At 28.1% G+C, this 13,363-nt stretch carries 15 protein-coding genes; 13 read left to right on the top strand and 2 right to left on the bottom strand.

Features of this window, described 5'->3' with window-relative positions; genetic code table 11:
* Nucleotides 1–71: 71 nt before the first annotated feature.
* Nucleotides 72–437 (bottom strand): hypothetical protein, encoded by a 366-nt coding sequence (locus tag LEBU_RS10070; protein ID WP_015770227.1) that lies wholly within the window; start codon nucleotides 435–437, stop codon nucleotides 72–74.
* 144 nt (nucleotides 438–581) lie between these two features.
* The gene (locus LEBU_RS10065; protein WP_049756114.1) at nucleotides 582–794 is read right to left on the bottom strand and encodes an integrase core domain-containing protein; all 213 of its coding nucleotides are present in this window, start codon (nucleotides 792–794) and stop codon (nucleotides 582–584) included.
* 177 nt (nucleotides 795–971) lie between these two features.
* On the opposite strand from LEBU_RS10065, the gene wzy reads away from it, so the two are divergent.
* The 13 genes from wzy to LEBU_RS10000 all read left to right on the top strand — a co-directional run bounded on the left by wzy (nucleotide 972) and on the right by LEBU_RS10000 (nucleotide 13,325).
* Nucleotides 972–2,366, top strand: coding sequence for an O-antigen polysaccharide polymerase Wzy (gene wzy, locus LEBU_RS10060; RefSeq protein WP_015770226.1), 1,395 nt, complete (start codon nucleotides 972–974; stop codon nucleotides 2,364–2,366).
* Between the two features lie 15 nt (nucleotides 2,367–2,381).
* Nucleotides 2,382–3,338: a hypothetical protein gene (locus LEBU_RS10055; protein WP_015770225.1), complete on the top strand. Its 957-nt coding sequence runs from the start codon at nucleotides 2,382–2,384 to the stop codon at nucleotides 3,336–3,338.
* A 26-nt stretch (nucleotides 3,339–3,364) separates the two neighbouring features.
* The gene (locus LEBU_RS10050) at nucleotides 3,365–4,321 is read left to right on the top strand and encodes a hypothetical protein (RefSeq protein WP_015770224.1); all 957 of its coding nucleotides are present in this window, start codon (nucleotides 3,365–3,367) and stop codon (nucleotides 4,319–4,321) included.
* Between the two features lie 17 nt (nucleotides 4,322–4,338).
* Nucleotides 4,339–4,806: a GNAT family N-acetyltransferase gene (locus tag LEBU_RS10045; RefSeq protein WP_015770223.1), complete on the top strand. Its 468-nt coding sequence runs from the start codon at nucleotides 4,339–4,341 to the stop codon at nucleotides 4,804–4,806.
* Nucleotides 4,807–4,815: 9 nt separating this feature from the next.
* On the top strand, nucleotides 4,816–5,586 hold the full coding sequence (locus tag LEBU_RS10040) for a glycosyltransferase (RefSeq protein WP_015770222.1): 771 nt from the start codon (nucleotides 4,816–4,818) through the stop codon (nucleotides 5,584–5,586).
* A gap of 98 nt (nucleotides 5,587–5,684) precedes the next feature.
* On the top strand, nucleotides 5,685–6,458 hold the full coding sequence (locus LEBU_RS10035) for an endonuclease/exonuclease/phosphatase family protein (protein ID WP_015770221.1): 774 nt from the start codon (nucleotides 5,685–5,687) through the stop codon (nucleotides 6,456–6,458).
* A 21-nt stretch (nucleotides 6,459–6,479) separates the two neighbouring features.
* Complete coding sequence (locus LEBU_RS10030; protein ID WP_015770220.1) at nucleotides 6,480–7,313, top strand: glycosyltransferase family 2 protein; 834 nt, start codon at nucleotides 6,480–6,482, stop codon at nucleotides 7,311–7,313.
* Between the two features lie 15 nt (nucleotides 7,314–7,328).
* Nucleotides 7,329–8,510 carry a CDP-glycerol--glycerophosphate glycerophosphotransferase gene (locus tag LEBU_RS10025; protein WP_015770219.1) on the top strand — a complete coding sequence of 394 codons (1,182 nt, stop codon included), beginning with the start codon at nucleotides 7,329–7,331 and terminating at the stop codon, nucleotides 8,508–8,510.
* Between the two features lie 18 nt (nucleotides 8,511–8,528).
* On the top strand, nucleotides 8,529–8,927 hold the full coding sequence (locus LEBU_RS10020) for a DUF2721 domain-containing protein (RefSeq protein WP_015770218.1): 399 nt from the start codon (nucleotides 8,529–8,531) through the stop codon (nucleotides 8,925–8,927).
* A 201-nt stretch (nucleotides 8,928–9,128) separates the two neighbouring features.
* Complete coding sequence (locus tag LEBU_RS10015) at nucleotides 9,129–10,094, top strand: hypothetical protein (protein ID WP_015770217.1); 966 nt, start codon at nucleotides 9,129–9,131, stop codon at nucleotides 10,092–10,094.
* 183 nt (nucleotides 10,095–10,277) lie between these two features.
* A complete protein-coding gene (glmU, locus tag LEBU_RS10010; RefSeq protein ID WP_015770216.1) occupies nucleotides 10,278–11,612 on the top strand; it encodes a bifunctional UDP-N-acetylglucosamine diphosphorylase/glucosamine-1-phosphate N-acetyltransferase GlmU in 1,335 nt (444 codons plus the stop codon).
* Nucleotides 11,613–11,643: 31 nt separating this feature from the next.
* A complete protein-coding gene (locus tag LEBU_RS10005; protein WP_015770215.1) occupies nucleotides 11,644–12,636 on the top strand; it encodes a ribose-phosphate diphosphokinase in 993 nt (330 codons plus the stop codon).
* A 29-nt stretch (nucleotides 12,637–12,665) separates the two neighbouring features.
* A complete protein-coding gene (locus tag LEBU_RS10000; protein WP_015770214.1) occupies nucleotides 12,666–13,325 on the top strand; it encodes an L-threonylcarbamoyladenylate synthase in 660 nt (219 codons plus the stop codon).
* Nucleotides 13,326–13,363: the final 38 nt, after the last annotated feature.

Below are 13,363 nucleotides of genomic sequence, written 5' to 3'. Positions count from 1 at the left end.
TTAAAGAGGCTACTCCTGTATCATTATTTCCTGCTTCTATTTTAATTTTTGATTATTTTTAATATCAAATATTAATTTCCATTAAACGCTTTTGGACTATATCCTATATTTAATACGTATCTCACACTTTCTTTCGGAGATTTTGCAAATCCAAGATTTATTGGTCCTATGAATGGAATATTTGTTCCTATTCCTACTCCGTAACTTTTTATTTGTTCTTTTCCATAATGGTATGATTTATTAGAAACTCTTGCAAATGACATATTAGCATTGATATACAAATGGCTTCTTAACATTTCCATAACTGGATATTGCAAGTTTAATTTTCCGACAAATATACTATTTGCTGACATTTTATCAGGTTTTATTCCTCCAAATTCCAATGAATAATCTGAATTAGAAAACCCTCCTAATCTTGGTCTATAAGTTTCAGGCACTCCAGTTCCGTCTGATGTTACATATATTATACTTGGTGTAATAGTTAATTTGCTTACTGGAATATTAATTTCTCCTTTAAGGTATGTGGTATCAAAATTTGATTTTTTTTAAATGTTTTTCATATTCATTTGGACTCATAAAACCTAGCTTACTATGCATCCTTTTTTATTATACCACATTTCTATGTAATCATATATTCCTGCTTTTAATGTTTCCAGACTTTCGAACTTTTTATTATGAACATATTCTTTTTTCAATGTTGCATGAAATGATTCAATACAGGCATTGTCATAAGGGTTGCCTTTTCTGCTATAAGAAATCGTTATTCTTTTTGCAGCACAAAATTCACGGTACACTCCAACAACTTGTTTGAGTTTTTCTGTTTTATTTGAATTATCTCAAGAAGATAAATCAATTTTTTAAGTAAAAAATTAAATAATGACACAACATTTCTGATTGAAGTTTTAATAGCGATATGATAAAATTTTAAGTGAAATTATAGAAGAAAAAATTTAAAAAATAGAGGTAAATTGATGAAAAGAGATAAAATTGGATTTTTGATATTTCATATGTTTGTTATTGCGTTTGTACTATTTTTGAAAAGTGTCGTTACTTTTCAGAATGAGTCGTTGGAGATGAAATTTTTGGAATGTCTGCTTATGGGTGTTTATATTTATACCTTTTTTACAGCGAAAATTTATTTGGAGTGGCTAAATTCGTATATGATTTTTTTGTATACGCTGTTTTTGTTTAATTTTACAAGGATATTTCTGGATATTGTGAATTATAAGGAGTTTGGATGGGCTACGAAGTTTGCTAACTTTTATTTTTTTTATGATGTGAGAAATGAGATAATAAATGTTTTTCTGCTAGTATTGCTGTTTACACATCTAGGATTTTTCATTGCGATTTCAAACGAGAAGATTAGTGAGATTAGAAGTAGTATTACGCTTGAAAGCAGAAAACTGTTTACGAATGTCGGGATGGCTCTGTTTATAATTTCGCTGCCTGCTTTGGCTTACAAGATGTTTATTCAGCTAAGGGTTATTTTGCGGGCTGGATACGAGGCTTATTATACTGGAATTTTAAAGGGAGTTGACTATCCCGCATTTACAAAAGGCTCTGGTACAGTAATGACAATCGGATTTTTGATATTTTTAATTTCAATTCCATCCAAAAGAAAATTTTTGACAATTTCTTCACTTTATCTTATGGTAAAACTGCTGGATTCGTTCAAGGGGGCAAGAGCAATATTTTTGACACAGCTGCTTTTTATAATGTGGTATTACGCAAAAGTTTATGGAATCAGGATAAAAGCCAAGACAATGGTAAAACTGGTAGGATTTACCGTGATTTTCTCACAAATTCTAGTGTCTGTACGAAGTAAAAAAATATTCAGTCTGGATTTGATAAACACAATTTTTAATTTTCTATTTTCTCAAGGAGTAAGTTACCTTGTACTTGGTTACACAATCAATTTTAAGCATAGCATTGTTGGAAACGGAACCTATCCATACATTTTGCAGGGAATATTCGGCTTTAAGCCACAGTCGCTTGAAACACTTGCCACAACCAACTCCATTGCGGATAAATTGACTTATTATCTAAATTCAGGAGCTTATCTGAAAGGAGAAGGGATTGGCTCAAATTATATTGCGGAAATGTATGATTTAGGCTACTTCTGGCTAATTGTAATTTCAATTCTGCTTGGGATTTTTATTATAAAATATGAAAAATATGTTGTAAAAAATAGATTTTTATTATTAACAAGCTATTATTTCATACCAAATCTTTTTTATATCCCAAGAGGCTCATTCTTTGGGGAAGGGCTTGTAAAAAATATGGCAATGCTAATTGCAGTTTATGTGCTGATTTTCAGTTTTGACTATATGTACAGGAAGATAGAGGAGAAGAAGGAATTGATTTAATTTTTTAGGAGTTGAGTGAGATTGAATGAGCAAGAACTAGTATTTAAAGTGCATTGGGTAGAAAAATTGAAAATATTGTGTAGAATAGTTTGTGTTCCAGCGATAATTATTTATCAAGGAATAATAATATCTTCTCAGTTTTTAACTTCAAAAAAAGAAGTATTTTTAGGATATTTTTTAATTACTTTGCTTTCAATTATAGCATTTATAATTTTATCTATTTATATTTTTAATAAAAAAATTGTAATATCTAATGGTATTTTGACATATTATAGAAGAAAGGAAGTTTGGAGCAGAAAGATAGAAAAAGATAAGATTAGAGTATTTAATGGCAGTAGCTGGTTTTATGAAAATATTAAATATTTATGGATAGATTATTGTAATATTCCAATTTCTTTATTTGGGAAGAAGAATTGTTCAGAACTTGAAAAAATTATTTATGAATTTCAACTTGAAAAAAAGGAAATTGAAAATACAGTATTTGAAATTCCAAAAAAGGAATTACTTGTAGAAAAATTTAAAGATATTTTTAAAAATAATGTTATTGGAGTAATTTTTACTTTGATAATAGTTAAAATAATCTCTTCTGATGCTATTTTTTTGAAATATTTTTTGATAATTATTACTTTTGGAGCTATTATTTTAGAAATTATTTCTTTAATTAGGATGAAAATTTATACACCGAAAATTATAAAAATATTTAGTAATTTTATAAGTATTGATGATGAAAAATACAGTAAGTATGATATAAAAAAGTTAATGATTACAAGTCCGAATACAAAAAGTGGAACGATAGATTTTGGATACAGAATATTAAAAATTTTTGGAAATAAGGAAAAAAAGGTTTATACACTAATTACTTCTAAAAATTCAGAGTTTAAAAATTCTGGAAAGGATGAGGATTACGAAACTTTTTATGAAGAAATATTGAAATTTTGTATTGTTAATGAAATTGAGTATGAGTTGGTGTAAAAAGGAATAAATTTTTTAGGAGCTGAATGAAGTTGGGCGAAAAAGAACAAGTATTTAAAATGTCGTGGATAGAGAAATTAAAACTGTTAGGGATTGTTCTGATTATATATGTAATGATGATGCTTTTCTATATTCCTATGCTTACAAATTATCAAGTGTTTTTAGTAGTTTCTTTGATAGTAATGTTTCCAATTACAGTATTTTTATTATTTCAGTTAATTTTTATGTATAATAAAAAAATTGTAATATCTGGAAACACTTTGATTTATTACAAAAATCGAAAAGAGTGTTATCGTGCAGAGATAGGAAGGCATAACATTAAAATACACGATAAAGAAAAAGGTACTGCTAAACAGAGATACAGAGTAAAATATTTATCAATAAACGACTATGAGATACCAATTTATTTGATTGGAACTAAAGAAATGATAAACTTTGAAAAGGCTATCTATGAGATTTGGTACAAAAAGGCAGAAATCAGAGATACGATATTTAAAATTCCAAAAAAAGAATTAATTGTAATAAAACGCAAAGATATTGTTGCAAGCTGTATTTTTAACCTAGTTCCATTAACAGTAGCAATAATACTGTTTTTAAACTCTACTTATACGATAATTTTTTTTATAATTCTTTATTTACTGCTTTTAATTTTAAAGATTATTTTCTTTATCAGAATGAAATTTCATACCCCTGAAATTATAAGAATATCTACTGATACTATAAGGATTGATGATGTAGAATATAGTAAGTACGATATTCAAAAACTAACAGTTACAAGTTTGAGGATGCAATCTGAAAAATTAAAGTTGTTTGGGTATAGGACATTAAAGATTTTAGGAAATGATGGAAGAAAAATTTATACTTTGGTATTTTCATCAGATTTAGAATTTAAAAATTTTAGGACAAATGAAAATTATGAAACTTTTTATGAAGGGATAATAAAATTTTGTATTGTAAATAATGTAGAATATGAGTTGAAATAGAGAAATAGAGGTATTTTATGAAAATCATAGAAATAAAGGCAGGAATAAGTGCTAAAAATAAAAATGATATAGTCAAATGGACTAACGAAAAAGGAAAGGATTTTCTTGAGCAATGGGCTGGAGAAAATGCTGATTTTCCGCTTACGGTCAGCCAAATTGACAATATGAGCAATGTTTATTCGATTTTTTATGAAAATGAGTTTGTTGGAATTATTCAGAAAATACGTAAAGAGCTGGATAATATCCATATTGGGCGGTTTTTGATTAATCCTGAACTTACTGGGAAAGGGCTTGGAAAAAGGGCTTTATTGGAATTTATAAATTTGATTTTTCGAGAAAAGGATGTAAATTCTATTACGTTAAATGTGTTTGATTATAATGTGGGGGCAAAGAAGTTGTATGAGAAAGTTGGATTTAAAGTTGTGAATGTTACTGAAAATCCAATGAAAAAGTATATGATGATTATGAAAAAAGGTGAAAAATAGGAGAAAATGATGATAGAAAAAAAAATATATTATGTTTGGATTGGGAATGCCAAAAAACCTGATATTTTCTATAAATGTTTGGAATCATGGAAGAAAAATTTGCTTGATTTTGAAATAATAGAGATAAATGAGAAAAATTTTGATATGAAAACGCATCTTGCGAAAAATAGATTTTTTCGTGAATGTTACGAAAGAAGGCTTTGGGCGTATGTTTCGGATTATATGAGAGTGCATTTTATGTATGAAAATTCTGGAATTTATGTGGATACGGATATGGAAATAATTAAAGATTTGACACCGATTTTAGAAGGAAAAGATGAATTTTCTAAAAATAGGAAGATGAATTTTTTTATTGGGTATGAGGATGAAAAACACATAAGTGTTGGGATTTTTGGGACAACGAAGCATAATGAAGTGCTGAAGGACATTAAAGATTTTTACGAGAATGACATTTGGAAAAAGCCGATTTGGACAATTCCTAAGATTTTTACGTATACTTTTGAGAAAAAATATAATTTGAGCGAAAAAAGGGAAAATGCTTTAAAAAACGGGGAAATAGTTATTTTTCCGAAAGAATATTTTTATCCTTATGGATTTAAGGAAGTTTATTCTGATGATTGCATAAAACCTGAAACATACGGAATTCATTGGTGGAATGACAGCTGGAGCAGCTTAAAGGCAAGGCTGTTTTTGGAAACGAAGCATTTGAGTGAGATAAAAAAATTGATTAAAAAGGCAAGGATAATTGCGAGGTTTTATTTGAAGGAAAAAAGGAAATAACAAATTAATATAAAAAAGTTGGTAGATATAAGAAAAAGTGATATAATGGAATGAAAATTTGATACAATAAACAAAGGATTAGGAGAAACAAAAGAAATATGAGTAATTTAAAAAAAATATTATTGTCGTTAATAATTATGGGAACGACTGTCAGCTGGGCGAAGGAATTTAAGATAATGACGTATAATATCTATGGAGCAAGATTGACAAATGGACAGAAATTAGGAGAAAGCATTAAACCATATGCACCAGATTTTGTATCACTTCAGGAAGTGGATAAATTTACTAAAAGAAGTAATTTTAAAGATATAACTTCTGATATTGCAAAAGAGCTGGGATATGATTATTATTATTTCCAAAAATCAAGAGATTATGATGGCGGAGAATACGGAATTTCATTTATTTCAAGATATCCATTGGAAAAAATATATACTTATGAGCTGCCTTCCTTGGGAGTTGAAAAAAGGCAAATTCTAATTGCTGAACTGGCAAAAAAAAGTTTTGGAAAAAAAGTGCTGATAATGAATACTCACTTGGATTTTAAACCTGATATAAAGCCTGAAGAAATGAAATCACTAGAAATGATAACAAAATTTTTTAAAAAAGATGATTTAAAATTTTTGAGTGGAGATTTAAATTTTTTACCAACTACAACATATTATAATGAAATAACAAAAAATTGGAGAGATACTTATATCGAATATAATCCAGATGGGAAAAGGACTCTCTCAGACCCGCGAATAGACTACATTTTTGGAAGTCAGTCAAAAAAATGGAAAGTAAAAAACAGCTATTTTATCAATGATGCAACACAAGACTGGACAAAACTGTCTGATCATCTTCCATATATGACAATTCTGGATATAAAATAATTCAAAGAAGGAGATGAAAATATGAAAGTTTCGCTTATAATGCCAACAATTAATGTTACAACCGAACTTGATTTATTTCTAAAAAGTTTAAAAGCACAGACTTATAAAAATTTTGAACTGATTGTCGTAGATCAGAATGAAGGATATGATGTTTTTGAAATCGTGAAAAATTATGAGGAAGATTTTAAAATAAAATATGTCAGAAGTGATGAAAAAGGACTGAGTTTAAATAGAAATAGAGGACTTGTGCTTATGGAAGGTGAAATTGCGGGATTTCCTGATGATGATTGTGAATATCAGCCAGACACTCTTGAAAAAGTTATCTCATTTTTTAAGAGAAAAAAAAATTATCAAATTTATTCCTGCCGCACGCTTGAACGTGGAAAGACTTACGGAACAGGCGTTATGGAAAAAAGAGATATGGATATAAAAAAGGATTGTGTTGACACAACAGTAAAATCTATAACTTTTTTTGTAAATTATGGAAAAGACGATATTATTTTGTTTGATGAAAATTTGGGAGTGGGTGCAACTTTTGGGAGTGGCGAGGAAACGGACTATGTGCTGACATTGCTCCATAAAGGCTATAAAGGCAGATATTTTGCAAAGGATGTAATTTTTCATCCAGCCAAAAAAGGAAATTACAAAGACTTGCAGCGTGCTTACAACTATGCTTTAGGATTTGGAGCTTTGGTAAAAAAAGAAGTAAAAGGCAGAAAAAATAGATTTTATATTTTGAAATACTGGAAACGGCAGTTCAGAAGTTTTATAGGACGGATTGTCACTAAAAATAAAGCATATCACAAAGTTGTGATGAAGGGTAGAAAAAACGGATATAAACATTATGAAGTTTAAAAATTAGGAGAAAATATGGATAAGATAAAATATTTGATAAATATGATAATTGCCTGTATAATTTACCCGTTTAACAAAGGCAGATTTAAAAATAGGAATATTTGGCTTGTAGGCGGAAATGCTGGAGAGCTTTTTGTGGATAACGGACGTGCGATGTATGAGTATTTAAGGGCAAAACAGCAAGAAGAAGTATACTGGGTAGTAAATAAAAATGCAAAAATTGCAAAAAAAATTCCAGGAAAAAAACTTATAAAGGGAAGTGTTAAAAGTTATCTTTATTTTATGAACGCAAAAGTAGCATTATTTTCTCACTCAATTTCTGCGGACATTGTTCCATACTTGTTTGTAGTCCCGTTAATAAATAAATTTCACAAAAAAGTGTTCAAAGTATTCCTAAATCACGGAACAGTTGGCTTTAAAGTGCGTCAGGCAATGAACAAAAAAACGGCAAAAGTTGCAGAAGCACTTGTAAAATCCTATGATTTGAATATTTGCGATTCAGAATTTGAAAAAAAGGTAAAAACGGAAATCTGGTGGGAAGTACCAAAAAAAAGTGCTGTAATAACAGGCTATCCACGATACGACAAACTTTATAACTTACAAATTATGGAAAAACAGATATTTTTTATGCCAACTTGGAGAAATTGGATAAAAACAGAAAATACAAAAATAGAAGATACAAAATATTTTCAAAACATTGCAAATTTTATTACAAATAAAAAATTAAATGATTATCTTGAAAAAAACAATATCAAACTAAATATTTATATTCATCAGTTAATGCAGGATTACTTAAAAAATTTTGGAAATATAAAACTTGGAAAAAATATAAAAATATTGCCAAAAGAAGTGAATATTACCGAAGAACTTCAAAAATCAAAAATTTTAATAACAGATTATTCCAGTGTAGCCTATGATTTTTATTATCTAGACAAACCAATTGTCTTCTTCCAGTTCGATAAAAGTGAATATGAAGAAAAAGTTGGCTCGTATGTGGATTTAGATAAGGATTTATTTGGTAAACAGGCTAAAACTGTCGAAAACTGCGTAAATGAAATTATTAAAATTTCGGAAAATAATTTTCACTACGATAAATTTATGAAACAGAAATCAGATAAATTGAAAAATAAATTTTTGAAGTATGTAGATAAAAAAAATTGTGAAAGAGTTTATGACGAAATATTAAGAAGACTATAAAAAAGGAACGTGAGAAAAATGACTTTAGAAATAACGACTCCCGCTGTACTGTTTCCTACCGTATCATTGTTGTTGCTAGCTTATACCAACAGATTTTTAGCACTTACAGCTATTGTCAGACAGATGGATTCAAGCGGAGAAAATAAACACGAATTTTATCAGGTGAAAAATTTGAGAAAAAGGCTGAATTATATAAAAAAAATGCAGTATTTCGGAGTTTCAAGTTTATTAATGTGTGCCATTTCGATGTTATTTCTATTTTTTCAGATAGATTTTGTTGGGAAAATCAGTTTTGCGATTAGTTTAGTTTCTTTAATTATTTCACTATTGTTTTCATTGCTGGAAATTCAAATTTCGCTGGAAGCTTTAAGGATTCATTTGAATTATAATAGTGAAAATGAAAAAAATGAAGAATAAACTTGTTTGAAAACTATATGTATAGTAAAACTGCTTTAAAACCGAACTCAAAAACTATGACTATTTTACTCAAATCCTAAATTTATATAATTTTAGCAGTTTAATTTAAAATAGATTTGGGTATATTTAGAATTGCAATAAAATAAATAAAAAACTCGAATTATTGAACATATAAATAATACATACTTTGCTGGAGAAAAAATGAAAGAATTTTTGTTAAATTTAGAAAATAAAGATAAAATTGGAATTTACAGATTTGATACTGATGGATTTTCTGTTGGAAATATAATAAAAATCTGGGACAATTATTTGCTTTTAAAGTCTTATGATACTCAAAATGATGAAGATGGAATAAAAATTTATCAAATTGATAAAATTCAAAGAATTATTTTGGATTCAGATTATATAAAAAATTTAGGAACTAACTTATTAGATAAAACAGAAAGCAGTTATGAATGGCTGTACACAAAAAACTTAAATTCCATTGACGCTATTTTAGAAAATATTATAAAAGGCAGAACTTTAGTTTTTTTGCATTTAAAGGATGAAACAACAGAAATTTGCTATATTGCTAAAAAAATTGGAGAAAACTATCTTTTGGAAATACTGGATTATAATCTAAATGTAACTTCTACAGAAATTATTTCTAAAGATTATATCCGTTTGATAAAATTTTTTGACAGGAAAAAAATAAATAAAGATTTTGAGGTTCACAAAGTTAAATTATTTGTTGGAAAAACTTATATCGGAAATATTGTTATGGAAAATGGAAATTTTTTAGTTTTAAAAGAAATTCCTGATTTTGAAAATGAAAAATTTGTAACAGTTATCCAAAAAAAATTTATTGAAGAAATATCTAAACCATTTACTGAAGTTAAATATATTGAAAAAATAAACTTAAATAAATATTTTAAAAATATTAATGAACTAGATTATCTTTCAATTTTAAAAATTTGTCAGGAAAATAATTTATTTGTTTTTATTGATAATGAAAATTTTGAAGAAAGTAAAGTCGGAATAGTAACAGGTTTAGAAAATGAAAGATTACAATTAAAAACATTAGATAAAAATTTACAGTTTGTTGAAATTTTGAATATAAATTATTCAGATATTCATATTTTGTATATAACAAATTACTGCTATAAAAAGTTGAACCAAACTTTTTAAGTTAAATATTCTAAAATAAAAAATTTTCATATCATTTGAATAAATTACAAAAAATTGATATAATTATGGTGTAAAGTAATTCTAAGTTTAATCTTAAAAATTTGGACAGATTTGTTCATAATTTATTGAATTATTAAAGATAAAAAATATTTATTGTTAATTTATTATTTTGAAGGAGGAATAATGATTTCGTTAATTTTGGCAGCTGGAAAAGGAACTCGAATGAAATCTGAGCAATCTAAAGTTCTACACAAAGTAAACGGTGTTCCAATGATTAAAAGAGTTGTTAATGTACTGGAAAATATCGGAAATGACAAGAATATTTTTATTCTTGGACATAAAAAGGAAGATGTTCTAGCAGAAATGGGAAATATTGACTATGTTACACAGAAAGAACAGCTTGGTACAGGGCATGCAGTTTTAATTGCAAAGGATAAAATTAAGGAATATGGCGAAGATGTGCTTATCACTTGCGGAGATACTCCGTTATTACGTGAAGATACTTTGAAAAAAATGAAAAATACATTTGATGAAAAAAATCTTGACTGTATTGTGCTTTCGTGCAAAGTTAAAAATCCGTTTGGATATGGAAGAATTATTAAGGAAAATGGTAAAATTTCAAATATTGTGGAAGAAAAAGAAGCAAATGAAAAAGAGAAAAAAATAGATGAAATTAATACAGGTGTGTATATTTTCAAAAATGAAAGTTTGCTTTACGCAATAGAAAAAATTGATAATAACAATTCAAAAGGTGAATATTATTTAACAGATGCCATAAAAATCTTGACAAATGAAAATTATAATGTGGATAGTTTTCAAATTGAAGATGAAGATGAAATTTTGGGAGTAAATTCAAAAGTTCAATTAGCACAGGCGGATAAAATTTTACGAAACAGAAAAAATATTGAGCTTATGGATAGCGGAGTTATTCTAATTGACCCTGATACAGTTTATATTGAAGATAATGTTGAAATTGGGCAGGATACAGTTATTTATCCAAATGTAACAATTCAAGGAAATACAAAAATTGGAAAAAATTGTGAAATTTTAGGAAATACTAGAATTGAAAATTCCGTAATTGCTGATAATGTAAAAATAGAGGCTTCTGTTGTGGAACAGTCTACTCTTGAAGAAGGTGTAACTGTCGGACCATTTGCACATTTACGTCCAAAAGCATATTTGAAAGAAACTGTACATGTAGGAAACTTTGTAGAAATAAAGAATGCTACGCTTGAAAAAGGTGTGAAAACAGGACATTTAACTTATATTGGAGATGCTGAAATTGGTGAAAATACAAATGTTGGTGCAGGAACGATTACTTGTAACTATGATGGAAAAAATAAACATAAGACGAAAATTGGTAAAAATGCCTTTATTGGAAGCAATTCAATAATTGTTGCTCCAGTGGAAATTGGAAATGATGTGCTTACAGCGGCAGGATCTGTGATTACAAAAAATATTCCAGATGAAGCATTGGCATTTGGACGGGCAAAACAAGTAAATAAGGAAAAAAAATAAAAAATTTCAGAAAGAGAGAAAGGGAAATAAAATGATAACATTAACAGAGGAAGATAAAAGCAAAATAAGAATTTTTGCAGGATCATCAAGTGAACGATTGGCACAAAAAATTGTAAAATATCTAGATATGGATTTGTCATCCGCCGATATTGTAAGATTTGCGGATGGGGAAACTTTTGCAAAATCAAATGAAAGTGTACGTGGATGCAAAGTATTTATTGTTCAGTCTACTTCAAAACCTGTAAATGAAAGTATTATGGAACTTTTAGTCTTTATTGATGCGATTAAGAGATCATCAGCTAGAGAAATTATTGCAGTAATCCCTTATTACGGATATGCAAGACAGGATAGAAAAGCAAGCCCACGTGAACCAATTACATCAAAACTTGTTGCAAATTTACTGACTGTAGCAGGGGCAACAAGAGTAATTACAATGGATTTACACGCAAGACAAATTCAAGGTTTCTTTGATATTCCAGTAGACCATATGGAAGCATTGCCTATTTTGGCAAAACATTTTATCAAATACGGGTTTAGCCCAGAAGATACAGTTGTAGTTTCACCAGACGTTGGTGGAGTTAAAAGAGCGAGAGGACTTGCAAACTGGCTGCATACACCGCTTGCAATAATTGATAAGAGACGTGCAAAAGCCAATGTTTCTGAAGTTATGAACATTATTGGAGATATAAAAGGGAAAAAGGCCATTTTAATTGACGATATGATTGATACAGCGGGAACAATTTGTAATGCTGCACAAGCCTTAATTGATAAAGGAGCAACGGAAGTTTATGCGTGTGCAACACATGGTGTTTTTTCATATCCTGCAATTGAAAGATTAAAAGAATCGGCTTTTACGGAAGTTGTTGTAACTGATACAATTGAATTATCTGAAGATCAGATGTTTGACAAATTAAAAGTTTTATCGACAAGTAAGATGTTTGCTGAAATAATAAAGAGAATAGCAACAAGTAAACCTATAAGTGATTTATTTGAAATGCCTGTTGATGATGACGAAGATAAATAAATACAAAAACTTTTGAAAGATGTGAAAAAGTGAAAAAAAATTTAGAAAATTCTAAACTGAAAAGTGAAATTCAAAATGCAGTAATTGCTTTAAAAAATGGAGGAGTTGCCGTATTTCCCACAGATACTGTCTATGGAATCGGTACTCTTCCAAAAAAAGAATTTGTAGAAAAAATTTATAAAATAAAAAAACGTGATTTTTCAAAAAAAATAATTGCATTAATCAGTAATCAAAAAATTTTATCCAGTTTAATAAATGAAACATCAGAAAATATGGATAAAATTTCAAATATCCTAAACAAATACTGGCCAGGCGAATTAACAGTAATTTTTCGAGCTAATCAGAATTTTACAAAAAAATTTGACAAAGATATGCATACAATAGGAATCCGCATTCCAAAAAATGAAATTGCTTTAGAAATAATAGAAAATTCTGGTGGTGTTGTCTTGACGACAAGTGCAAATATTTCAGGAGAAAATTCTGTCACTAAATTTGAAAATTTAAATGAAAATTTGTTAAAAAATGTAGATGTTGCTATTTCAGATGAAAGTATTGAAAATTTTGAAAAAATAAACAATAAATTAACGGGAAAGCCTTCTACAATTATTAAATATGAAAATGGAAAATTAATATTACTGAGAGAAGGAAATATTTCGTTTGAAGAAATTTTAAAGGAATTTCAGATTTAAAGTTGAAAAATCAAACTGATATAACTATTAAATTAATA

The organism is Leptotrichia buccalis C-1013-b (assembly GCF_000023905.1).
Classification (GTDB): domain Bacteria; phylum Fusobacteriota; class Fusobacteriia; order Fusobacteriales; family Leptotrichiaceae; genus Leptotrichia; species Leptotrichia buccalis.
Note: the sequence above shows the minus strand (reverse complement) of the source record. Positions and strands in the feature narration are given on the sequence as shown.